This is a genomic window from Gilvimarinus gilvus (assembly GCF_030518155.1).
GTDB lineage: Bacteria > Pseudomonadota > Gammaproteobacteria > Pseudomonadales > Cellvibrionaceae > Gilvimarinus > Gilvimarinus gilvus.
In genome coordinates, this window is record NZ_JAULRU010000797.1 from 254,536 (window position 1) to 278,838 (window position 24,303).

Annotated in this window: 22 protein-coding genes; 9 read left to right on the top strand and 13 right to left on the bottom strand. The window is 50.2% G+C overall.

The window, feature by feature from the left end:
* The first annotated feature begins 152 nt into the window (after positions 1-152).
* The 7 genes from QWI17_RS21335 to QWI17_RS21365 all read left to right on the top strand — a co-directional run bounded on the left by QWI17_RS21335 (position 153) and on the right by QWI17_RS21365 (position 7,647).
* Positions 153-2,063 carry a penicillin-binding protein activator gene (locus QWI17_RS21335; protein WP_302724546.1) on the top strand — a complete coding sequence of 637 codons (1,911 nt, stop codon included), beginning with the start codon at positions 153-155 and terminating at the stop codon, positions 2,061-2,063.
* A gap of 5 nt (positions 2,064-2,068) precedes the next feature.
* Entirely contained in the window at positions 2,069-2,446 is a 378-nt protein-coding gene (locus tag QWI17_RS21340) for a YraN family protein (protein ID WP_302724547.1), read from the top strand.
* 91 nt (positions 2,447-2,537) lie between these two features.
* Entirely contained in the window at positions 2,538-3,125 is a 588-nt protein-coding gene (locus tag QWI17_RS21345; RefSeq protein ID WP_302724548.1) for an SIS domain-containing protein, read from the top strand.
* Positions 3,125-3,700 (top strand): BON domain-containing protein, encoded by a 576-nt coding sequence (locus QWI17_RS21350; protein WP_302724549.1) that lies wholly within the window; start codon positions 3,125-3,127, stop codon positions 3,698-3,700. Before QWI17_RS21345 ends, QWI17_RS21350 begins: the two co-directional genes overlap by 1 nt.
* Before the next feature lie 14 nt (positions 3,701-3,714).
* Positions 3,715-4,311 carry a LemA family protein gene (locus tag QWI17_RS21355; protein ID WP_302724550.1) on the top strand — a complete coding sequence of 199 codons (597 nt, stop codon included), beginning with the start codon at positions 3,715-3,717 and terminating at the stop codon, positions 4,309-4,311.
* 9 nt (positions 4,312-4,320) lie between these two features.
* Positions 4,321-6,294 (top strand): M48 family metallopeptidase, encoded by a 1,974-nt coding sequence (locus tag QWI17_RS21360; protein WP_302724551.1) that lies wholly within the window; start codon positions 4,321-4,323, stop codon positions 6,292-6,294.
* Between the two features lie 75 nt (positions 6,295-6,369).
* Positions 6,370-7,647, top strand: coding sequence for an aspartate aminotransferase type Ic (locus QWI17_RS21365; protein WP_302724552.1), 1,278 nt, complete (start codon positions 6,370-6,372; stop codon positions 7,645-7,647).
* A gap of 122 nt (positions 7,648-7,769) precedes the next feature.
* On the opposite strand, the gene QWI17_RS21370 is transcribed toward QWI17_RS21365, so the two are convergent.
* Together QWI17_RS21370 and dinB are read right to left on the bottom strand one after the other, a co-directional pair.
* Entirely contained in the window at positions 7,770-8,198 is a 429-nt protein-coding gene (locus tag QWI17_RS21370) for an ExbD/TolR family protein (protein WP_302724553.1), read from the bottom strand.
* Positions 8,199-8,375: 177 nt separating this feature from the next.
* Positions 8,376-9,428 carry a DNA polymerase IV gene (gene dinB, locus QWI17_RS21375; RefSeq protein ID WP_302724554.1) on the bottom strand — a complete coding sequence of 351 codons (1,053 nt, stop codon included), beginning with the start codon at positions 9,426-9,428 and terminating at the stop codon, positions 8,376-8,378.
* 286 nt (positions 9,429-9,714) lie between these two features.
* Here dinB and QWI17_RS21380 point away from each other — a divergent pair, with 286 nt between their 5' ends.
* The gene (locus QWI17_RS21380) at positions 9,715-10,530 is read left to right on the top strand and encodes a hypothetical protein (RefSeq protein WP_302724555.1); all 816 of its coding nucleotides are present in this window, start codon (positions 9,715-9,717) and stop codon (positions 10,528-10,530) included.
* A gap of 89 nt (positions 10,531-10,619) precedes the next feature.
* Here QWI17_RS21380 and QWI17_RS21385 read toward each other — a convergent pair whose 3' ends face one another.
* The 3 genes from QWI17_RS21385 to QWI17_RS21395 form a co-directional block, all read right to left on the bottom strand.
* Positions 10,620-11,534: a hypothetical protein gene (locus QWI17_RS21385; protein ID WP_302724556.1), complete on the bottom strand. Its 915-nt coding sequence runs from the start codon at positions 11,532-11,534 to the stop codon at positions 10,620-10,622.
* The gene (locus tag QWI17_RS21390; RefSeq protein WP_302724557.1) at positions 11,527-12,210 is read right to left on the bottom strand and encodes a flagellar brake protein; all 684 of its coding nucleotides are present in this window, start codon (positions 12,208-12,210) and stop codon (positions 11,527-11,529) included. The genes QWI17_RS21385 and QWI17_RS21390 overlap by 8 nt, the downstream gene beginning before the upstream one ends.
* A gap of 169 nt (positions 12,211-12,379) precedes the next feature.
* Entirely contained in the window at positions 12,380-13,072 is a 693-nt protein-coding gene (locus tag QWI17_RS21395) for a cyclic nucleotide-binding domain-containing protein (protein WP_302724558.1), read from the bottom strand.
* 281 nt (positions 13,073-13,353) lie between these two features.
* On the opposite strand from QWI17_RS21395, the gene QWI17_RS21400 reads away from it, so the two are divergent.
* Positions 13,354-14,571 carry a TonB family protein gene (locus tag QWI17_RS21400; protein ID WP_302724559.1) on the top strand — a complete coding sequence of 406 codons (1,218 nt, stop codon included), beginning with the start codon at positions 13,354-13,356 and terminating at the stop codon, positions 14,569-14,571.
* Positions 14,572-14,659: 88 nt separating this feature from the next.
* On the opposite strand, the gene QWI17_RS21405 is transcribed toward QWI17_RS21400, so the two are convergent.
* The 8 genes from QWI17_RS21405 to QWI17_RS21440 form a co-directional block, all read right to left on the bottom strand.
* Positions 14,660-15,211, bottom strand: a complete 552-nt coding sequence (locus QWI17_RS21405) for a hypothetical protein (protein ID WP_302724560.1) — start codon at positions 15,209-15,211, stop codon at positions 14,660-14,662.
* 75 nt (positions 15,212-15,286) lie between these two features.
* On the bottom strand, positions 15,287-16,870 hold the full coding sequence (prfC, locus tag QWI17_RS21410) for a peptide chain release factor 3 (RefSeq protein WP_302724561.1): 1,584 nt from the start codon (positions 16,868-16,870) through the stop codon (positions 15,287-15,289).
* A gap of 67 nt (positions 16,871-16,937) precedes the next feature.
* Positions 16,938-17,984 carry a protein-glutamate methylesterase/protein-glutamine glutaminase gene (locus QWI17_RS21415; protein ID WP_302724562.1) on the bottom strand — a complete coding sequence of 349 codons (1,047 nt, stop codon included), beginning with the start codon at positions 17,982-17,984 and terminating at the stop codon, positions 16,938-16,940.
* An 8-nt stretch (positions 17,985-17,992) separates the two neighbouring features.
* Positions 17,993-18,601 carry a chemoreceptor glutamine deamidase CheD gene (gene cheD / locus QWI17_RS21420; protein WP_302724563.1) on the bottom strand — a complete coding sequence of 203 codons (609 nt, stop codon included), beginning with the start codon at positions 18,599-18,601 and terminating at the stop codon, positions 17,993-17,995.
* A 5-nt stretch (positions 18,602-18,606) separates the two neighbouring features.
* Positions 18,607-19,440, bottom strand: a complete 834-nt coding sequence (locus tag QWI17_RS21425; protein ID WP_302724564.1) for a CheR family methyltransferase — start codon at positions 19,438-19,440, stop codon at positions 18,607-18,609.
* Between the two features lie 6 nt (positions 19,441-19,446).
* Positions 19,447-21,795 (bottom strand): methyl-accepting chemotaxis protein, encoded by a 2,349-nt coding sequence (locus QWI17_RS21430; RefSeq protein WP_302724565.1) that lies wholly within the window; start codon positions 21,793-21,795, stop codon positions 19,447-19,449.
* A 33-nt stretch (positions 21,796-21,828) separates the two neighbouring features.
* Positions 21,829-22,338 carry a chemotaxis protein CheW gene (locus QWI17_RS21435; protein WP_302724566.1) on the bottom strand — a complete coding sequence of 170 codons (510 nt, stop codon included), beginning with the start codon at positions 22,336-22,338 and terminating at the stop codon, positions 21,829-21,831.
* Positions 22,335-24,302 (bottom strand): chemotaxis protein CheA, encoded by a 1,968-nt coding sequence (locus QWI17_RS21440; RefSeq protein WP_302724567.1) that lies wholly within the window; start codon positions 24,300-24,302, stop codon positions 22,335-22,337. The genes QWI17_RS21435 and QWI17_RS21440 overlap by 4 nt, the downstream gene beginning before the upstream one ends.
* Position 24,303 lies beyond the last annotated feature (1 nt).

Consider the following 24,303-nt stretch of genomic DNA (forward strand, 5'->3'; position numbering starts at 1 on the left):
ATTCACCGAAGAGAACTCTAATAATCTTGGGTCTTGGCACCGACAAAGATCGCGACAAAGCAGCGGGCTTCAGTGGACACTGCCGCCCCTCACAGCGATAATCTCCTACGCCACATACTGACCCAACACGTAGGCCCAACACGAGCTACTCCATGCAGACAAAATTAGCCTTAATCCTTGCCACCACAGCAATCGCACTGTTGCTCGCCAGCTGCTCAACGCAGGTAGAAAAGGGTAGCACCTCTGCGCCAGACAGTGCACTGAACCAAAATGCACTGGAGCGTCAAATCAACAACCTGGTCCGTCAAGCTCGGCAGGCGCCAGCGCGCGAAAGACCACAGATTCTGCTACAGGCTGCGCAACTGCTGCTTGAGCAAAACCAAAATGACTGGGCCTACAACCTTATTCAGACAATTGATCCGGCGCTCATCGGCGACTATACCTTTATCACCTACACGGACGTTTACAGCAAAGCCGCTATCAATTCGGGGCACTTTATCGGCGCGCGCAAAGCTCTCTCTGACCCTCGACTGGAAGCTGTTTGGCACTTACAGACGGCGGCCCAACAGCAGCGTACACTCGAACGGCGCGCTGAAATTGAATCTTTATTGGGTGACTATCGTCAAAGCCTTACCGCCCGCCTGCAACTCGGCCAATACCTTGCTGATGACAGCAGTCAGCAATTTAACAACGAAGCAATCTGGCAAGATCTGATGAGCCTTCCCACCGAAGAGCTCGATGCATTGCGTCAAAGCGAGCAACCCGAGCTGCGCGGTTGGAGCGAGCTGGCATACATCAGTCGCAATAACGCCGCCAACTTAAATGAACAATTGCGCAGCGTTGAACGCTGGCAAAATAACTGGCCTCAGCACCCTGCGAGCATCGACATGCCAAGCGATCTGCAGCTCTTGCGATCTCTTATATCCCAACAACCCAAGCAAATTGCCTTACTCTTGCCCCGCCAGGGGCGGCTGGCCGCGGCCGCGTCTGCCGTGCTAGACGGATTTCTCGCGGCTTATTACAATTTGGGCAAAGACGAACCTCACCCAGTAATTCGTCAGTACGATAGCAGCAGCACCGACATTAATACGCTGCTAGATCGCGCCGTGGGCGACGGCGCCGAGCTCATTATTGGCCCGCTGGCGAAGGAAAATGTCGACATTCTCGCTAGCCGAGCACAGTTGCCAGTACCGGTTTTAGCGCTTAACTACCAAGACAGCCAAGCCGACAAGCCCGCCTCCCAACAACCACTGGCCGCTCCCAACATGAACGGTGCCGCACTGTTCACGCCTGAACTATACCAATTTGGCCTGGCGCCAGAAGATGAAGCCAAACAGGTGGCTCACCTCGCCCACTTAATGGGGCACAAACGGGCAATGATTATTGCCCCTGACATAAGCTGGGCAGAGCGCAGTGTTGCAACCTTCATTGAGCAATGGAAATCATATGGCGGCGAAATTATTTTAGACAGTCGCTACATCGGTGCTGGAGATTTCTCCGATGTGATAAAAACAGCCATGAGAATAAATAACAGCGAAGAGCGCCACAAACAGTTGCGGACAATAATCTATACCAACATGGAGTTTGAGCCTCGCCGCCGCAAAGACATCGACGTGATTTTCCTAATTGCCACCCCCAAAGACGCGCGGCAAATCAAGCCCACCCTGGCTTTCCATTACGCCGGCAATATACCCGTTTTTGCAACCAGCCAAATATACACGGGCGAAACCGACCCCAAGGGTGATCGCGACCTGAACGGAATTCGTTTTAGCACCTTACCCTGGCTGTTTGATCAGGGGGCGGAAGCGAGAGATATTGATACATACGCAGACGCGCCGCAAGCCTACAATCGTCTGCACGCATTGGGTGCCGATGCCTTCCACTTATACCCCCGTCTACCACAACTAAAACGGCTTCCACAAACCCGACTGAATGGAGCCACCGGAGTGCTAAGCATGAAAAGCAACAAACAAATTAGTCGCCAACCAGTGTGGGCAGAATTTCGCGAGGGCATTGCTCAACAACTATCAACCCAAGCCCTCACTCCGGCAGCCACCGAATAGCAGACATGAAGTGGCTTAAAGCCAAGAGGGCTGGTAACAGCGGCGATCAGGCCGAGAATTTAGCTATGCGTTTTTTGCGCAATCAGGGGCTGAAATTACTCGATCGGAATATTCGCAGTACGTACGGCGAAATTGATTTAGTCATGAGCGATGCTGGGACAGTGGTCTTCATTGAAGTCCGACTGAGAACAAATCAGCGCTACCAAAGCGCCGCTGAAAGTGTAGTTCACAGTAAACAGGCCAAGCTATGGGCTACGGCGCAACATTACCTGCAGAAGGAAAACTTAGCAGATAAGGTACCCTGCCGCTTTGATGTGGTAGCATTGAACTCACTGGATAAAAACGCCTCTATAGATTGGATCCGCAATGCATTCAACCTATGATGCGGTCAAAACTTGCGAACATTATCGGCCTGCATTGGCCCCAAACAGCCAGCTCGCCACATCACGCGGCACTATGTAGATTAGGTCAACTATGGAACAGCGGGTCATAACCCTCTTTCACGAAAGTATTGAAGCGAAAATGCAGTCCGGGGAGCAGTTGGCGCCGTTAATTGCACACGCCTCTGAGTTGATTGTCGAAAGCCTTCTCCATGAAGGTAAAATTCTTACCTGCGGCAACGGTGCCAGTGCGGCGTTAGCGCAAACCTTTACGTCAACGTTAATAAATCGCTTCGAACACGAAAGACCTAGCCTGCCAGCATTGAATATTGGCGCCGACAATATCACCCAGTCGGCGATTGCCCAAGATTACACTTACAACGAAATTTACGCGAAGCAAATTCGCGCACTAGGAAACCCAGGCGATATCTTGATCCTGCTTAGCGCTGCCGGTAACGCCAGTAATTTGCTACAAGCCATCAGTGCAGCTCATGACCGTGACATTCCTGTAGTCGCTCTGACCGGCCGCGATAGCGACGACATTGTCGCATTACTGGACAATCGCGATGTTGAACTGCGAGCGCCAGAAATGTCCTACGCCAGAACCCATGAAGTTCATTTACTAAGTCTATTTTGTCTTTGCGATCTGATAGAGCAACAACTATTCGGAGGTCACGAATAATGTCCTTTAGGCTGATCACCTGTGCACTGTGCATGTTGGCGATACTGAGCGCTGGCTGTACGACAATTATAAGTGCCACCACCGACGAGCCCATTACGATTGACCCTGGCAAGCGCTCACTCGGAGTAAAGATCGATGACAATCAAATAGAAACCATTGCATCAGTCAATATTGACAAGGCACACCCGATGCTCGATCAGGCACCGGTTAGCGCCCACAGTTTTAATGCGGTTGTACTACTGGTAGGACAAGTGCCAACCAACGAAATGCGTGAACTGGCCGGAACCACGGTCAAAAAGCTGCCCAACGTTCGTCAGGTTCACAATGAACTGCAAGTGCAGGCCCCCATTTCGTTACTGGACGGCGCCAATGACAGCTGGCTGACGACAAAAATCAAATCTAAACTATTAGCAAATCGCGAGATAGACGGTGGCCGCCTGCACATCGTGACCGAAAACAATACCGTGTTCTTAATGGGCCTGGTAACGCGGACGGAGGCGGAAACAGTTACCAATATCGCCCGCCATACCGGGGGAGTACAAAAAGTCGTCAGGGTTTTTGAATACATCGATTAAACAGGGAATCTATTATGGACATTTCAACCATTGTTTTTCTAGTCGTCATCGCCGTTATTGTTTTTTACGCCATCGGCATTTACAACAAGCTAGTCAGCCTTAAGAATCGCTTCGAGAACTCCTTCGCTCAAATTGAGGTACAGCTTAAGCGTCGTTACGATCTAATCCCCAACCTTGTGGAAACAGCCAAGACCTATCTCGCACACGAAAAAGACACCCTCACGGCCGTAACAGAAGCCCGCAATCAGGCCATGGCAGGCCTACAAGCGGCATCTTCCTCCCCGGGCGACGCCGGCGCGATGGCACAATTGGCAGGCGCTGAGGGCGTACTTTCCAATGCGCTGGGCCGACTCAACATGGTGATGGAGGCTTACCCCGACTTAAAAGCATCCGCCAACATGCAGCAAGTGTCAGAAGAGCTCACCAGTACGGAAAATAAGATTGCCTTCGCACGTCAAGCGTTTAACGATTCAGTAATGAATTACAACACCTACAAGCAAAGCTTCCCACCCGTAGTCTTCGCGAACATGTTTGGACACTCCGAAGATGCCAGCCTACTGGAGTTTGAAGATAGCGAACAGATCCAAGAAGCACCCAAAGTTCAGTTCTAAGGCCAGCCAATGAACTTCTTTGAGCAACAGGATATTGCCAAGCGTAACACCCGCAAACTAGTCGCCTTGCTGCTGCTGGCCATACTATCGCTGGTTGCGGTAACCACAGCGCTCTTTGTCGCGGTTACCTATTACCTCCAGACCGGCAACAGTGTTTTTGTCATGGAGACAGCCGGCATGAACTTTTGGCAAAAGGTCGGCACCCTGATCAATTGGGAAACTATTGCTGGCATTGGTCTAATTGTCATAACGGTTGTCATTCTTGGCGGGCTCTACAAATATTTACAGTTAGGTCGGGGCGGAAGTGCCGTTGCCGAGGCACTCGGTGGACGCTTAATCAACCAAGACAGCACTGACGGCGCAGAACGACGCCTCCTCAATATTGTCGAGGAAATGGCGATTGCTTCGGGCACCCCGGTACCTCCTGTATATGTTCTTGAAGAGAGTGCCATCAACGCATTCGCCGCCGGGCACACGCCACAAGATGCCGTTATTGGCGTTACCCGTGGATGCATCGAAACGCTCAATCGCAGTGAGCTGCAAGGTGTGATCGCCCACGAGTTTAGCCACATTTTTCACGGTGATATGCGACTGAATATGCGACTAGTCGCTCTTTTGAACGGCATTTTGTTACTCGGGTTGATTGGCCAGTATATGCTGCGCGGCTCGATGTACAGAAGCGTGGGCCGCTCCAGCAAAGACAACTCTCAAGGTGCAATAATGGGCGCCGGCCTGGCATTGATGGTTATCGGCTACGCCGGTACTTTTTTTGGGAGCCTGATTAAAGCTGCCGTTAGCCGCCAACGCGAATTCCTCGCCGATGCCTCGGCAGTTCAATTTACCAGAGACAATCAGGGCATTGCGGGCGCTCTCAAGAAAATTGGCAGCGTCCCTTCCGGGAGTAAACTTGAAGCTCAACACAGTGCCGAATTTAGCCATATGTATTTTGGCCAAGGAGTCTCCACTGCATTTAATAGCTTAATGGCAACCCACCCGCCACTCAGCGAACGCATAAAACGCGTACAGCCAGACTGGGACGGTGAATTTCCAGCCGCCACACACACAGCAACTGCTGAAGCAGCGCCTGCGGAAGCAACATCGCACAGCAGTACCCACTCAGCACACGCGGGCTTTAGCGCTGACCCAGCCGCTGCTTTTCACACCGCACAAATGGCAGCCGCTGTCGACCACATTGGCCAACCGAATACCGAGGACATTGCACAGGCTCGCTCAACAATGGCCAGCATCCCAAAGCCACTATATGTGGCAGCGCACGATGGCTACTCCGCTCGTGCGGTTATCTTCGGTTTACTGCTCGACCAGGACAACGCGATACGCGTACAACAGTGGCGGGCTCTTACCCAACACTATGCAAACGCCGAACTAAACGACTTTGCGGATACGGCCAAATCGGCTTGCAGGCTAGCAACCCACCTGCGCCTGCCCCTGATCGAACTATGCTTGCCCGCCCTGAAAACACTGAGCGACTCACAATTGAGTGACTTTCTCGCCGCCATGGATACATTAATTGCCGCCGACCAACAAACCAATGTCATGGAGTGGGCCGTAAGGCGGATTACCCGTCACCATCTGGGGTTAATCTCACACAAGAGTGGCTCGCTCAATTTACGTCAGCTGCGTGAAGAGTGCAGCGTACTCTTATCATTTATGTGCCACGCCGGCAGTCAGGAGCACAGCGAGTGTACACGAGCATTTAAAGAGGCCAGCGACGTTCTGAGACTTAGCGAACTGCCTCTGGTACCGTTGCAACAACTGGAAACCCAGACGCTTGACCGTGCGCTGGAAAAGCTTAATAAGGTCAAGCCCCTTCAGAAACCGCTTTTACTCAAAGCCATGATGCGCGCAATTGAGGCAGACGGCGTAATCAGTATTGCCGAAGCCGAACTGTTTCGCGCCATTGCCGACAGCCTGAATTGCCCCGTCCCGCCTCTGCGAGACGATCTAACACGTGAGCGCACTTAAATCTTGTTCGCTGTGCCGCTATAATGGTTGCACCTGCGCCCCGCGCGCTTTGCAACCAATATTGAGGTGACCCCATTGTTACTGGATCAAGCCACAGCTGAACAACTCAAAGCCTTGGAATCAGAACTGACCGCAGAATATAACGCTATTCTCGGCAAAAACCTCTCCCTCGACGTTACTCGCGGCAAGCCTTCCGCCGAACAACTGTCTTTGTCCGATGCGATGGATGGCATTTTAGACGGGAGCTACAAAGCCGGTGACGGTACCGACACACGCAACTACGGTGGCATTGACGGAATTGCTGAAGCCAAACAATTGGGTTCGGATTTAATGGAGGTACCAACCGCAAATATTGTCGTGGGCGGTAATTCCAGCCTCACACTTATGCACCAAACGATGATGACAGCCTACCACTTTGGACTCACCGGCGCCGACAGCGCCTGGAAAAATATCGACACGCCCAAAGTCATTTGCCCGGTCCCAGGCTACGACCGCCACTATACGGTGTGCGAGCAGCTTGGTATTGAGATGGTAACCGTCCCCATGACCGCCAGCGGCCCCGATATGGATGCTGTAGAAGCACTCATTAACGCTGACGAAAGTATTCGCGGCATGTGGTGTGTACCTAAATACTCCAACCCTACGGGCGTCGTTTACTCTGACGAAACCGTCGAACGCATCGCCAAACTGGGGCAAATTGCCCACAAAGACTTTCGCGTGTTTTGGGATAACGCCTATGCGGTGCACGATTTAATCGACAACCCGCCGCAACTGGCCAGTGTTTTTGAGCTGACCACCAAACACGGTACCGAGAACAGCGTTTTGCAGTTCGCCTCCACCTCTAAAATCACCTTTGCCGGTGCGGGCGTTGCGTTCACTGCCGCCAGCAGTGAAAACCTTGCTGGCCTAAAGAAGTTTTTAGGAGCCTGCACCATTGGCCCCGACAAGGTTAACCAGTTGCGCCACGCGAAATTTTTACCCAGTCGCGAGGCCCTGATGAGCCACATGAAAAAGCACGCACAACTGCTTCAACCTCGATTTGATGCGGTTTTGTCTGCGCTCAGCAAAGCCTTTGACGGCTCCGACCTGGGCAGCTGGGAAACGCCTGTAGGCGGCTATTTTGTGTCTTTCGATACCCGCCCTGGGTGTGCGAAAGCAACGGTAAAACTCGCCGCAGAGGCCGGGGTTAAGTTGACCCCTGCGGGCGCCACCTTCCCCTACGGTAATGACCCCGAAGACCGCAATATCCGAATCGCGCCTTCGGTACCCTCTATCGAAGAGGTGGTCGGAGCCATGGAGGTTTTTGTGGTGTGCGTTAAACTCGCCTCGGTGCGACAAGCGCTGGCGGCCTAAGCTAGTTCCGGCCCAACGAGCCCATTGGGCCGCTTTGTCGGCCTATCAAGCCTGTACAAGCAGAAGGCACAAAAAAAGCCACCCGAAGGTGGCTTTTTTTGCACTAATACATTTATTCAGTATCAGTTATTTTCCATCGGCACCAGCACAACACTAGGAGCCTTGGCCGCGCGCGCCGCGTCAGCTACAGCGACGTAAACCCCGGCATCAGCCTCGTGATTGGCTTGAATAATGACGGAGGCTTTAGGCAACTCGGCACGCATTTGTGCGATATTCGAGCGCACAGCCGACTCATCGATACGGCGCAAGCCATTATCTCCGAACATCCAAATCTGGTTGTCAGCGGTAATCTGAACCAAAATGTTTGGATCCGCATTGGGCGGTGGTGGCTCGTCATTTTCTTCCGGGACGTTGACATCGAGGCCAATTTCCTTAACAAAAGACGCGGTTACAATAAAGAAAATCAGCATGATGAAGACCACGTCCAGCATTGGCGTCAGGTCGATTTCACTGCTGTCTTCAGAGCTACGGTTTTTCTTTCTACGACTCACCGTACACACTCCTATTTTTATAGCTGGTGACTGGTAATATTTTCGAGCGCCAATACTAGCAGTTTGTTTTGCCGTTGACTAACCATTTGGCCGACTTTTACACGTAAATACGTCTAAAAAGTCCTCCTGTATAAATTATAGACGAATCAATGGCACCATTTTGGTGCAATGCAATACTTATAGTAGCGCTATCTGCTCTACCTGCGGGGCCGCAGGCGCCAGCCTAACCCCCAACCCCATTAAACGCACCTGACCATTGCCACGAGCGTAGGCTAGAGCAAGTAATCCCCGGAAGTCTTCAACGCTCCACTGGTCACCACCGCGCTCGAGTGTAGTTTGGCTAAAATCAGAAAACTTAATTTTGACGAACCCTTTTTTAATCTGAGCAATTGCAGGCGCTTTTGCTAGGCGAACAGACAAGCGCTGCCACAATTCTGGCAATGCTGACTCACACTCAGTTAACGTTAGAATATCGCGGGAATAAGTCTGCTCTACGCTAATGGATTTTCGTTCACGTGAAACTTTTACTGCCCGATCATCTTTACCGCGACTAAAGGCAAAAAGTCGCGCCCCAAAACGACCGAATCTCGACTCAAGTTCACACTGGGAATACCGGTGCAGATCCTCACACTTAATCACCCCCATAAATTGCAGTTGATCAGAGGTGACTTTTCCTACGCCAGGAATACAGCGAACTGGCAGCTCAGCCAAAAATTTCGACTCCGCCTCTCGTGCCACCACAAACAATCCATCGGGCTTGTGCCAATCACTTGCTACTTTTGCCAAAAATTTGTTCGCAGCGATACCAGCCGAAACAGTTATCCCTAGCTCACGATTTACGCGAGCCCGAATCTGTTCCGCAACCGCAGTAGCGTCCTGCAACGAAGCACAACACGCGGAAACATCTAAAAATGCTTCATCCAAGGACAAGGGCTCAACCAGGTCGGTGAAATCATGAAAGATTGCCATCATTTGCTCCGACACCTGGCGGTAAAGCAACATTCGGTGCGGTAAAAGCATCAAGCCTGGACATAGCCGCAATGCGAAGGCTGTTGCCATAGCCGAGCGAACACCAAACTTGCGCGCGGGATAGTTACATGTAGAAATAACGCCGCGCTTTGATGCGCTGCCACCAATTGCTAAAGGTCGATGCGCTAAATGCGGCCGGTCTCGCATTTCAACAGCCGCAAAAAAACAATCCGCATCAATATGAATTATGCATCTATTCAATTGTTCAAATCACCAAAGCTGTACATCCAGTCAGTATAACGCCATTCATCAAAATCAAAGTCAACCTGAAAACTTTATTGTTATTTTCGATTTTCTTTCTCTATAAACGCATTTTTAATGGAAAAGCGACAAAAAAACGGGAAAAATGCGATTAATTTTCTATTTTCTGCGTTTTTTTCATAAAAAATGCTTTAAAATGGTTGAAATTCCCCTGTAAAGTTTTAACGTATTTACAGCGGAAAGAATCCGTTCACTTTTTTGTTCACAACAATAAAGGAAGCTCACCATGGCTGCTCGTAAAACCAAAACTGTAAATACAGTTGCACAGTTGGAAAAACAGCTGGAACAGCTGCAAACCCAATTGAGTAAGGCTCGCGCTGCTGAAGAAAAGGCCGCAGCAAAAGCCGTTGAAACTCAGCAAAAAGCGGTAACCAAAGCAAAGAATGCACTAAAAGCAGCCAGAAACAAACTGGCCGCCGCGAAAAAGAAAAAGAAAACACCAGCATCAACCAAGCAAGTTACTGCAGCTAACGCAGCTGTGAAGAAGGCTCAATCAGCTGCCAGCAGTGAAAGTGCGGCCTTGGCCAGCGCTAAAGAAGCACTTGCCTCTCTCAAGCAATCGAATAAGGTTGCGTCTCAGTTTGCTGCAGCACAAGCGAAAGCACAGCGCGAAGTAGCTAAAAAGCAAAAGGCTGCTGACAAAAAAGCCGCTGCCAAAGCGAAAGTAGCCGCCAAAAAAGCCGCAGCAAAGCAAAAAGCCGCAGCAAAGAAAGCTGCCGCCAAAGCCAAGCTAGCAGCCAGAAAGGCCGCTGCCAAGGCCAAAGTGGCCGCCAAGAAAGCTGCCGCCAGGCAAAAAGCCGCTGAAAAGAAAGCTGCCGCCAAAGCGAAAGTAGCCGCCAAAAAAGCTGCCGCTAAGCAAAAAGCTGCCGCGAAGAAGGCTGCCGCTAAGGCGAAAGCCAAGAAAGCTCCAGCCAAGAAAAAGGCTGCAGCGAAGAAAGCGCCAGCTAAGAAGAAAGCTACCGCTAAAAAAGCGCCTGCCAAGAAAAAGGCAGTAGCGAAAAAAGCGCCAGCCAAGCGCGGACGCAAGCCAAAGGCTAAATAAGGCTCTCGGCTCGCAATAAAAAAACCGCCTTTAAGGCGGTTTTTTTATGTTCGCTGAATATCCCTGTTAACGACTACTACGCTACGTATCTATTCCGCCGGCAGCGCCTTTTCTGTACGGGCCTCCTCTAAAGCTCGCGGATGTATGCTCAACTCCAGCTCACTCTCACTGTGCGCAGTGCAATAGGCGCGATAATGCAAGGGTTGGCTGTATGGATCTAGCGCATTGAAGTCCAGAGTAAAACGTACTCTGAGCTCCGGCTGTCCTCCATTGTCATCCGCTATTTGCTTGTGTTCAGATGCCGTTGCAACATCACTGCTTTCAGAGCTCGCCTGCAGCAGAGTTGAACTCGCGTCATCAACACCGCCATTGCTCGACGAAGGCGTGCGCTGAGGGCTATCAATAGGCTCGAGTACTTCAGCGTTTGGCTCAGTTTGGGTTAACAGCTCAACCTCTATCATGTTGCGTGTTTGAGTCTTGAGAAGCTCGCGACACGCCAACCAAATTCGACTGCGTCTTCGCTCTTCCCGTAAACGCGCCTCCTCCTGCCTACGCCGTTCCTGCTCTTCTTGCCGCTGGCGCTCCACCTCCATGCGCTGGGCTTGTATTTCCGCCAACTGCTTCTGGCGCTCAGCCTCAAGCGCCCGCTGACGTGCCCTTTCTGCCTCTATTTCTGCCTGTAAATCAGTAAAACTAATACGACCTTGGGGGCGAGTTTGGTCGAGAATAGTAAGATCCGTGCCGTCCACTAGCCAACGATAAGTCAACAGCTCGCTATTGCGGCAAGCATAAACAAAAATTGGGTGATCCAAACTACTGGCATCCGTTTTTAATGTGCCAGACAGAAATTTATGACACTGCTCGCTGGCTTCCATCAATCGGGCTCCATCGAGCAATTGTGGTAAATAGCGCAGGTAACTCTTGGGTAAATGCAGCTGCTCAATCTCTACGGCAGAAACAGGCCCACTTAAGGCGCTGAGTAAAATCAAGGCAGGCTTAATCACTGTCTTGCGGGGTCTGGTCAGCAACGATCTGAGAATATACATAAGCATAAAGTACTAGTAGGCTTTCTTGCGCATTTTCTACAAATTCGACTCCATAAACTGCGGGCAGTGCCTGGTTTTGCTCCTGCGTACTGCGCTCAACTCGCGAGCGAACCACGGCCCTTATCGACCAGTCCAGATTTAGGTTCTCGACAGGTACTTGAGTTCGAACAACAATTTCATCCCCAATGTCAGCCACCGCATCTTTTAGCTCCAGGCGCGCCCCCGACACACTAACATCAGCCATTAAACCTTTACTGTTCTCACTGCTTATTGTACTGACATTCTCCACCGAGATAGGCAATTCCACAGCAATCCGCGTGGATTTTCGTATACCTTTAAATTGTACGGTCTCCGGATAACTTACGTAGAGCAAAGGAAAAGGTTCGCTGGACTGAGCCTCTACTGTAGCGGCAAACACTCCCACCCCGTTAGCCACCATCATTCTCACGGCCATACGTTGTCCCGGCCTAAACCTTGCCAGCTTTCCCGCAGCCCGGGGAACCGACAAGATCAAACTGCGTCCGGGCAGTGCTCCGACAAAACGGCTGGCAAAGCTTTCCGGTTGGCCCGAGCTGTTTGTGACGCGTAATTGCAAAGATGTCCCATGCGGGAGCTTAAGTTCTGCGAAATCCATAAATTCTCATCAATCGTAATCGCCGCCATTACTACGCGGCTTAGATAATTGAGCCACAAAGACAGCTCAGGTAAGGCAAAAGCGTTACCTGTGGCACAATTTTTTATATTTTCAATTTGGAGTATTGACGAGATTTGCCGTAAGAGCAACCGACTTGAGTAGCCTAAGCCTACCGGTCGATAGCGCTCATCAACTCTGAGTCTTCTGAGTTTTGTCCGTCGGCCCCCAGCGATCCGAATCGGTCGTTCCAGGCCACCAATAAACTCGCAAGTTCGCGAGCTTGATGATGCAGCGACTGCAACTCTTCGGGAGTGTCCTTAGGTCCCATAAACAATTTGATCGCCCTGTGGCGATTGGCCAGCGCGTCGGTAGGGTGCTGGGACCGATATACCTCCAGTTTCCAGCGTAGGTTATGGACAGTATTTCGATAATAGAGCAATTTAGTTTGCAGACTGATAGGGTAGGTCGACTGCAGGTTATCTAACTCGCTAAAATCAGCGCAAAAAACCATTGAGGTACGCGCTGCGTTATCCGCCACAATGGTGGCCGAACGAGGCCGGTGAGTAAGACGGGCCAAATCGCCAAACACTTCGCCGGGAGTAATGTAGTTAACCGGCTCTGTGCGTAGCCCCTCTCCGGGAAAGACTGCCAGGCGTCCCTTGAGTAGAAAGTAAAGACACTGGTCGCCGTCCCCCCGCTGCAATACCACCTCTCCAGACAGATAGGTAATAATACGGGAGTACTGCAAAAGCACGTCGAATTGACTGGCATCCGCTTGCTTAACCGCCTTGAAAAACGGAATTGCTGACAACAATTGGTCAATTGTTTGCCGCCCCATTGTTTCGATGCGCTTAATTTCCATACATTTATGCCAGTCGGTCCACTAATTTGCTCTTCGGAGCCATTCTAAAGAATAATTCCCAGTAGTTCACTATCAGTTCTTTACACTTTATAGCCTTTCCGCGCGCTAAGGGCAACTTAAGCAGATAAATCACCATTTATCAGATAATTGGCTTGCAAATACGCTTTTCTGGCGCGTGCTTTTTAGGTACAGTTAACGGTCATAGATTAATAAAGCACCAACAGCACTACTTTTTCAGTACTTCTACGCATATAAATTTATAGCAACAAGTGAAGCCATGTATGCAAAAAACTAAAAAACACCCGACTTGGTTAGCCTACTTAGTGCCGTTAATAGCGGGCCTACTCATCGCAACAAAGCTGCACGCCGAACCGCTACTTAACGGGGTGGCAGTTCACCAGGAACTCGGCAAAGACCGCTTTATTGGTGCCATATACAGTGAAAACCTTACCGAGAGTGCGGATCTGCTCCTCGCGTCCAATATACCCATGCGACTAGAAATGAAAATTACAGCAGACCGCGGCATGTCTGCTCGGCGCTTCAGCCGTATGTGGATTGAAGGTATGGCTATCAATATTCGCTCGGATGCATTGGCCGAACAAGCTGACAACATGGTTGCTTTCACCAAGATATTCCAAGATCGCCTGCTGGAAAATGATCACATTGTAATGTCCCTGACCCCAGGGGACGGCGTCGCCATTTCGGTGAATGGCGTAGAGCTCGGTCAGATCGATAATGACGCTTTTTTTGGGCTCTTAGCAAGCACCTGGGTGGGGCGTGTACCTTTGTCGTCGAACTTTAGAGATCAACTCCTTCAGGCCGGCGATGTCAGCACCAGCCTGCAGGCCCGTTATGAAGCGATTACCCCCTCTGATGAGCGAAACCAGCAAGTGGCTGCCTGGATAGCCCCACCGCCTAGACCAGAGCCAGAACCGGAGCCAGAGCCTCCCGTTGTGGCTACCCTAGCCGCGACAGAGCCCGCAATTGCGCCGCCTAAGCTGGATTTGCCGCCAAGCACACCCGAGCCTGAACCGAGTTCAGCTCCAGTCGCGAGCGTAACAAGCAGTAGCGAGGCGAGCAGCAGTGTAGCGGCCTCCTCCAGCTCAGAAGCATCGCAAAGCAGCGTAAGTGATATTGCAGACACCTCGGCAATGGATGAGTCGGATGAGGATTTCGTGCCTACGTTTACCGCCGAGTCACTGCTGGCGAATCAGCGTTACTTCTCAAATTTGGTACGCAAAGTTCAACTTGAAATTAAATACCCACGCCGCTCTTTGCGACGAGGCGACCAGGGTTTTGTACGTATTGCCGTTATGGTTGACCGCGGCGGGAATTTGCTAAATGCAGAAATGTTAGAAGAAAGTGAGCACTCGCTACTGAACAAGGAAGCCATGAGCGCGGTAGAAGATGCGGCTCCGTTTGCCGCTATCCCCAACGTAATTTCGGGGCGCCGTCACGAATTTACAATTCCGATTACATTCGCCTTAAGCGAAGGCTGAGGGTAAGAGTTTGGCACCCGGGCGCAGCGTTCGTTCTGCGCCCTCACTTTACCTCTTTTAGGTATGCATTCGGACTAAGCCAGGCAAACTAGCACAAGCTGTGAAGATGGCCCTCTATCACTTTGCGTATGCCAGTTCGCTCCAGCGCGGAGTGCTCTTCCAGTCGGTCTATATGAATAAAGTGCAAATGCAGGCATGGAGTAGATGCATCAAGCTCGCGCAAGTCTCCTTTCATAAGCACTGGCAAGAAGGATTTCCCCACAGGTAAACGTTGCTCTACCATGCGCAAACCGACTCGTAAGGGAACCTTTCGATAGGCCTTACTGCCGCGCTTTAGCGGCAGAGTTAGCTGCAAAGCACCCGTAACGTCGGGCACTATGTGTAACCCTGTGGCGGTAACTGACCGCGTTGGGATGCCATTGTAGGTGTCATGAGGTGCGTAGGGGTTAGGTAAAATCACCAATTTACGCGATTCTTCTTTGGGAAAGAATATATTGTAATTCGTGTAGAGCTGCTCAACCGAACTAGAATACACACAGAGTTTATTTTCAAACCCCATGACAAAGCTCGCAGCTAACTGGCGCTGACTAAAAGAATCCAGATCCCAGACAAGATCTTTGTTATCACTCGCAGCTTCCACTAACACCCCTCTTTAAGGGAAAGGGCGACATGCCCTGCCCTAAACAGTATAAACCATGCCGCCCTATCTGCTGATTTAATGCTCTCGCGTCGCCCTAAAGCGAACCTCCGGATACCGCTCTTCGGCCAGAGACAAGTTCACCCGGGTTGGCGCCAAGTACGTCAGGTGACCACCACCGTCGATACACAGATTGTCTGCACACTTATTTTTGAATTGTTCCAATTTTTTAGTATCGCTACACTCAACCCAACGTGCAGTGGCTACATTAACCGGTTCATAAATCGCTTCAACCTTATATTCGTCTTTAAGGCGATAGGCAACCACCTCAAACTGCAGTACCCCAACGGCTCCAACGACAATGTCATTATTATTGAAAGGAAAGAAGACTTGTGTCGAGCCCTCTTCTGACAGCTGCTGCAGACCTTTTTGCAAGGCTTTGGTCTTGAGCGGGTCTTTCAGGCGAATACGACGAAAAAGTTCAGGGGCAAAGTGCGGAATGCCGGTGAATTTTAACGCACTACCCGAGGTAAACGTGTCACCGATTTGAATAGTACCGTGGTTATGCAAACCAATAATATCGCCCGCTACAGCTTGTTCTACGGATTCGCGATCCCCCGCCATAAAGGTGACGGCATCGGACACTTTTACATCCTTACCAATGCGAACATGTCGCATTTTCATGCCTTTGCTGTAGACACCAGAGCACACCCGCATAAACGCAATTCGATCGCGATGCTTTGGGTCCATATTGGCCTGAATTTTAAAGACGAACCCGGAAAACTCTGGCTCAGTCGACTCGATAAAACGCTCATTGGTATCGCGACCAAGAGGTTGGGGGGACCACTCTACAAACCCGTCGAGCATTTCTCGAACACCAAAATTACCCAGCGCAGTACCAAAAAAAACGGGGGTCATACGACCAGCTAGATACTCTTCTTGCGAAAATTCATGGGTCGCCCCGCGAACCAGCTCGATTTCATCTCGAATATCGTCAATATATTCACCCAACAGTGCCTCGGCCTCCGCACTGTCGAGTCCTTCAATTCGAATATCCTCAGGAATAGTGTGACCTTGACCACTTTTAAACACATGAATTGTATCGGTATACAGGTTGTAAACACCCTTAAACTCTTTCCCCATACCAAGCGGCCAGTTAATCGGGGCGGCGGCGATTTTTAAAACATCTTCAATCTCATCCATCACCTCAATGGGGTCGCGGGTGTCACGGTCCATTTTATTGATAAAAGATAGTATTGGCGTATCACGCAAACGGCAAACATCCATCAATTTAATGGTGCGGTCCTCGACGCCTTTAGCGCCGTCAATTACCATCAGTACAGAGTCTACAGCGGTCAGAGTACGATACGTATCTTCGGAGAAGTCCTCGTGCCCCGGGGTATCGAGAAGGTTCACAACCCGCTCTTTATACGGGAACTGCATCACCGAGGAGGTTACGGAAATCCCGCGCTCCTGCTCCATACTCATCCAATCGGATTTGGCATGAGGCCCCTTTTTACCCTTAACGGTGCCCCCCACTTGAATAGCATTGCCGAACAACAACAATTTTTCAGTGATGGTGGTCTTACCCGCATCCGGGTGCGAGATAATGGCGAAAGTGCGGCGTTTTTCAATATTTTTAAGTAAAACTGTATTGGACATAATGGGATTCGACACTGGTTTAAAGCAGGCGCTATTGTCCATGAATTGAGGCAACTTCACAAACGCCCTACACCCTATTATCTCGCCCCTTACGCTGGATATGATCGAGAATATGAGCCCCCAGCTCGTCCAATGGTGCAATTGCATTTACCGCACCACGAGCGATAGCCTCTTTAGGCATTCCAAAAACAACACAGCTAGATTCATCTTGAGCTAGGGTAAACCCACCAGCCTGATGGATTTGATCCATGCCCTCGGCCCCATCTTTACCCATGCCCGTCAGTATGACCGCGGTGGTATTTGCCCCTACCGCGCGAGCTACAGACGCAAACATAACATCCACTGCCGGGCGGTGACGCTGCACAGGTTCAGCGTCTGACAGACGTGTGACGTAATCTGAGCCGTGTCGTTCCACCAGCAGATGCCAATTGCCGGGGGCTAGATATGCATACCCCGGTAGAATTCGCTCCCCACCTTTAGCCTCCTGTACGCGCATGGCGCTTAGCCGATCGAGGCGCTGAGCAAAAGACGTGGTAAAGCCGGCTGGCATATGCTGGGTGATGACAGTGCCTGGTGTATTCGTAGGCAGCTGACACAGAAGGTCCTTAATCGCCTCTGTACCCCCGGTGGACGCGCCTATAGCAAGCAGTTGCTCCGTGCCCTTTATTTCCAGATTGGCGGCGACCTTCGGCGCATGAGGGCGGCTCCGGCGAACGTTCGCCTTCGCCGCCATACGGATTTTCGCTAAAATTTGCTCGGAATACTCAGCCATCCCCTCTTTAATGCCTAGCTTTGGCTTTGCTACAAAATCAACAGCGCCTAGCTCAAGTGCCTTCAATGTGGCATCTGCCCCCTCCTGAGTGAGGGTGGAAATCATAATTGTGGGCGTGGGTCTGGCCCGCATCATTTTGTCGAGAAATGTCAAACCATCCATACGCGGCATTTCAATATCGAGCGTAACAACATCCGGTGCATGCTGATTGATGAGATCCCGGGCCACATAGGCGTCAGGTGCAGCCCCCACCAGACGCATATCCCGGGCAGAGTTTATGATCTCCGACAGCAAAGAACGGATCAAAGCTGAGTCGTCGACAATTAATACAGAAATACTCATATCGCCCTCTAAAACAGATCCACTTCACCGGATTTGGGCGCGGAGCGCATGCGCATGCGGTACTCGCTTTCCCGGTCAATAATGGTCGTGTTGTGCATATTTTTAAGCTTCTTAACCATCACCTTGGACGTAGCAGGAAAGTAGTAGACTTTGCGTGGGAAGCGATCCAACAGATCTTTAGCCAACAACGGAATGCCTTCATTGGCGAGAAATTCAATTACAAACTCCGCGTTGCGCTCCCCAATGTTGGTGTGTGTTATGCCCTGCAGAACATTCCCGCCGCCAAACACCTTGGCTTCAAGGTGGCTTTTGCGCGCACCGAGTTTAAGCAAATGGTTAATCAGCAATTCCATGGCATAGGCGCCGTACCGCGCCGATTCGTTTGCAATACCTTGCGATGCCTGGCCGTCATTGGGCAGTAAAAAATGATTCATTCCACCGATTTGTCGATCTGCGTCGTAAATACACGCAGCCACACACGAACCGAGCACGGTAACAATCAATTGGTCTTTGGTAGTGACGAAATACTCGCCCGGCAATATTTTTACCGCCTGACAACCAAAGTGACGATCGTGGTAGATGTTGGGCGCGAGGTGAACGTTGGCATCAAAATCCATTCCCGTTACCTGCCGGCCGGTTTAAATATTGTGCGACCCAAGGACTTTAACAGTCCACTCATTTCACTAAAGCTTTCTGAATGGCCGGCAACATATATTCCTTCATCATGAAGCATTGGCATCATTCGCCGAAGAATTTTCAGCTGGGTTTCCTTATCAAAGTAAATCATGACATTGCGACAGAAGATCGCGTCGTATGGGGGGCTCAATGGCCAACTAGCGCCCAATAAATTAAGCTGATCAAACTCGACTAGTGCCCTAACCTCGGGGCGAACCTTAACCATGCCACTTTGCCGGCCTTTGCCACGCAAAAAGAATTTTTTCTTGCGCGCTGCGTCCATTCGCTCAATACGCTCTTCGGCATAAACACCAAGGTCTGCGGTAGCAAGCACCTGGCTATCAATATCGGTAGCGGTTATTTCCACCGGAGGTGTATAGCCTTGAAAAGCCTCAATAGCTGTTATAGCTAAAGTGTAGGGCTCCTCACCTGTACTGGCAGCAGCGCACCACACTTTAAACTTTTTACCGGGGCGGTGATGCTGCAAGAAATAATCGCGCAAATAGTCAAAATGATGAGGTTCTCGAAAAAATGACGTTAAGTTGGTGGTGAGCGCATTAATGAACTCCTCCAACTCATGCTCGTTGGCTTGCAGGTGCTGCAAATAATCGCGAAAACGCTGCAGCTTCAGCGCCCTAATTCGGCGGGCTATTCGGCTATACACCAACTGACGCTTGCTGTCAGCCAGACGGATACCGGCGGCCTGATAAATCAGGCCGCGCACTACGTCAAAATCTTGATCTGTATACTCAAATTCCCGAACACTGGGGTCGTGAGACATAACCTACTAGAAGGTTTCCCACTCGTCATCGTCCGAGATACCGGGATTTGGCAGCTTACTCGAGCTGGTCGATGACGGCTTACTGGATCGACTTACGGTTCTGCTTGGCGGCGCCGACAACGCAGCCTGAGGCGCTAAACTGACGCTATCAGAGTCCGACAATTTGAATAAACTAACGTACCGATTCAGTTCATTGGCCTGAGATTGTAAACTTTCAGCAGCAGCGGCAGCTTCCTCGACCAAAGCCGCATTTTGCTGCGTCATTTCATCCATTTGGCTGACCGCGTTAGACACCTCCTCAATGCCAGAAGACTGTTCAACCGAAGCCGCTGCTATCTCCGCCATGATGTCATTAACGCGTTTAATCGAGGTCACAATGTCCCCCATTGCTTCACCGGACTGGCCGACCAACGAGTTGCCACTTTCAATTTTACTCACCGAGTCAGAGATTAAGCCTTTAATATCTTTTGCCGCGTTGGCTGAGCGTTGCGCCAGCGTACGAACCTCTGAGGCAACGACCGCAAATCCTCTGCCCTGCTCTCCGGCTCTGGCCGCTTCTACCGCCGCGTTCAAGGCGAGAATATTGGTCTGAAAGGCAATACCATCGATAACGCCGATAATGTCTTCGATTTTCTGGGCCGACTCGTTGATAGCAGCCATAGTATCGACCACTTCATTGATTAAAGTACCGCCCTGGCTTGCCATCTGCGTCGCTTGATCGGCCAGAACATTGGCTTGTTTGGCGTTGTCGCTGTTGGTGCGAACGGTCGACGTCAGTTCCTCCATGCTCGACGCAGTTTCTTCCAGGCTAGAAGCTTGCTGCTCAGTACGACCAGAAAGGTCGCTATTCCCTGAGGCAATTTCACTGGAGGCAGTATAAATTGTATCGGCCACGTTGCGAATATCGCCAATCATTGAAGTTAGGTTCTCAGTAGTTTGATTACAGTAGTTTTTCAACTCATCAAATGTGCCTTGGTAGTCAGCACTGATGCGCTCGGTAAGGTTGCCTTCGGCAAGCGCACCTAACACTCGAGAAACATCGTTAAGCCCACGCTCTGATATTTCGACCAATTTGTTGAGCCCAGAAGACAGCTCCAGGAAGAAACCTTCTTTGCCTTCCGTATTAATACGCGCGGTAAAATCGCCAGCGCTTGCAGATTCAACCAGGCGAGTAACATCGTTGCCGGTTGCCAATTCTTCGGTTCTATCAATCCACTCCACGATGGTACCAAGTCGAGTACCATTTTCAGCAAAAATTGGGTTCGCAATGAGGAGAAAGGTTCTTGTGCTCACCGTAATTTGTGCCCTATAGGTCGTCGTCAAATTGTCCAGCAGCGCCATTTGATGCGCCGGATTTTTGTGAAAACGATCCATACTCCCACCGATCACCTTATCGACAGAGAAGTCAGGCAACGCTTTTCTCAGGTCGGCCTCCGCATTGCGCAACATTCCAATGACCGCGGCATTCATATAAATTATGGTTCGGTCGGCATCGGCGATCATGATATTGGTAGATGTATTGTCGACGGCTTCTTTGATAATTCGGTTAAAAACAGCAGCTTTTTCGGCTTCTTCTTGTTGCGCCTCTAGTTCTTTTTCTTTAGTCAGATCCTGCCACTCAACCACCGTCCCAAGACGACGCTTATCTTCAGCAAAAACGGGGTTTGCAATAAGCCCGAACACTCTTCCCCCTACGGAAATCTCTGCATTGTAGGTGGTAGTCAATTCATCCAGCAAGCGCATTTGGTGAGCGGGGTTCTTGTGAAAGCGGTCCATACTGCCGCCAATAATATCTCGTACCGAGAAGCTGGGAAGGTCCTTGCGTAAATCAGACTCAGCCTCCGAGAGAAGATTGGTAACGGCTTCGTTCATATAAATAATTTTACGATCAGGATCGGCAATCATAATATTGGCACTGGTACTTTGCACAGCGCCCGATAGCGCAGCTTCAAAATACGCCTTCATTCTTTGTTCGGTAATATCCGTTGCGAACTTAATAACCTTGTAAACCCGGCCATTTTCATCCAGCAATGGATTATATGAGCCGTAGATCCAGATCTCACGATCGCCTTTGGCTATTCGTCGATATTCTTTGACAAAATGCTCTCCGCGATTAAGCGCCCGCCAGAATTCCTGATATTCATTGCCATTGCGTTCAGCAGGATCGACAAACATACTATGATGGCGCCCTACCACCTCATCGAGCCGATACCCCATCACCGCCAAAAAATTCTCGTTAGCATGCAATATGGTGCCGTCAGGCTTAAACTCAATTACGGCCTGGGTACGGCTTACGGCCTGCAGCTTATCTGTCAGCTCTTTAAGCTCAGATTTGTTTTTTAAAAAATCCAACATACCCTTATTCTCCTGTATGCGCACGGCTCGCAATTAGTGTTCATTAGTATTCAAATCTTTCGTTGTATCGCCATCAAACAGTGCCAGCTCTTCGCTGGTAATAAGTTCAGCTATATCTACTAAAATAATCATCTGATCATCAACGCTGGCCAACCCATCAAGATAACGACTGTCGAATGCCACGCCAAACTCAGGTGCAGGTCTTATCTGATCCGCTGTCAAGCGCACAACATCAGAAACGCTATCAACCACAATTCCGACTATTCTCGCGTGAATTTGCAGGACAATTACAATAGTAAATTCATTATAGGTGGGCTCGCCCACGTTAAACTTCATTCGCAAGTCAACGATAGGCACTATATCTCCCCGAAGGTTTATTACGCCCTTAATAAAATCGGGGGCGTTAGCAATTTTTGTGGTTTTTTCCCAACCCCGAATCTCCTGGACCTTCATGATGTCCACAGCGTAATGTTCGTCACCTAGGGTGAAGGACAAAAACTCTTGCGCCTCATCCGTTGAATTCTCGAGCAGTTCTGAAGTCACGCGATTTCCTCCATATTGACAGGCTCTGCCACAGAAGCTGAGAGTGACTCAACATCTAGTATCAAGGCGACACTACCATCACCCATAATGGTTGCTCCGGCAACACCAGGAATACGCCGGTAATGCTGCTCTAAACTTTTAATAACCACTTGCTGCTGGCCCGCCAATTCATCGACCATTAAACCGAATCGTTTTTTGCTGGTTTCCACTAACACCACAATCGAAGAAGCGGGATCTTCAACATCGGGCTCTACATTCATTTTTTTGTGCAGTGGCAATACGGGCCAATAGAAATCACGAACATGCAGTAAGGTATCATTACCTATCGTTTTAATGCTGTTAGCGGGCGGCTGCATTGACTCAACAATATTAACCAAAGGGATAATATAAGTTTGATCGCCCACTCGAACTCCCATACCATCAACAATGGCGAGAGTCAGAGGGAGTATAATGGTGAAGACCGAACCTTCGCCTGCCACAGAAGTCACTTCGATCCTACCACCGAGCGAACTAATATTGCGGCGCACAACATCCATTCCAACGCCTCGACCAGACACGTCCGTAACCATCTCGGCTGTTGAGAAACCTGGTTGAAAAATAAGATTCCAAACGTCTTCGTCTGACATTGTATCGGATACGGGAATACCGTTTTCCTCCGCCTTACTTAGAATTCTCTCACGATTCAAACCCGCACCATCATCGTGAATCCCAATAACAATATTACCGCCCTGCTGCGATGCGCTCAGGATGACCTGTCCCACACGAGACTTTCCACTATTGACTCGCACATCAGATGATTCAATGCCGTGATCGATACTATTGCGTACGAGATGGGTTAAGGGGTCAACCAACTTCTCGATAAGACTCTTATCAAGCTCTGTGCTACCGCCCTCGATTTCAAGATTGATTTCTTTATTAAGCTTACTGGAAAGGTCTCTTACTACACGCGGAAAGCGATTGAATACAAACGAGACCGGAAGCATCCGAATCGACATCACCGACTCTTGAATTTCACGCGTATTGCGCTCCAGCTCAGAGAGCACCCCTTGCATCTTCTCCGCCTGCTGTTCTTCAAGCTCGTTCCCCAGCACAGCCAACATCGACTGGGTGATTACAAGCTCGCCAACCAAGTTAATTAGCTTGTCGACCTTATCCACGTCGACACGAATAGATGAACTCTCCACGCTGGCTTTAGAATTCGCGGTAGTTTTTGGCTTCGTATTTTGTTTCGGTTTTTTCGCTGGCGTTGTAGCGTTAGCACCGGCTTTCGACGCGCTGTTGCTAGCGCTTGCTTTGGCCGACAATTCACTTGCCTCAGATATATCTTCAAAAAAGCCAAAAGCTGCCGAATCTGTTCCACTGTCAGAGTTGTTTTGAACACCTGATGTATCAAGCGGTTCAAAAAATCCAAAAGCCTCTGTTGCAGCGCCACCATCCCGATCAGCACTTACTGAACTATCGCTGACGACATCCTCGCCATCGAACAAACCCCAATTTTGCTCGGGCTCAGGCGGCAACACGGGGTCGTCATATAATCCATAAGGCGCTGACTTTACTTCTCTCCTGGAGCTGTCGCTGTCTTTAAGAAGTGCCTCGACATCTTTTGTTGCTCTGGCCACCAAATCCCAGTCTATCGCCTGATCGTTTGAGTAGCTTGCCAATAACCCACGGAGCGTGTCTACACCTTGCAGCAAACCATCGACCAGTTCGGTATCTGGAAATTGTTCCTCTTTACGAACACGATCTAACAGATTTTCCATTACGTGAGTAACACTGCCTAAGGCGTCAAAGCCAAAGATGCCACTGCCGCCTTTAATAGAATGAGCAGCGCGAAATATGCTGTTGAGTTCCTCAGCATCAGGAGACTCCAAATCCAGAGTCATCAACAGATGCTCCATGGTGTCCAGGTGCTCGCGACTCTCTTCAAAGAAAACTTGGTGAAATTGCTTTAGGTCTACACTCATG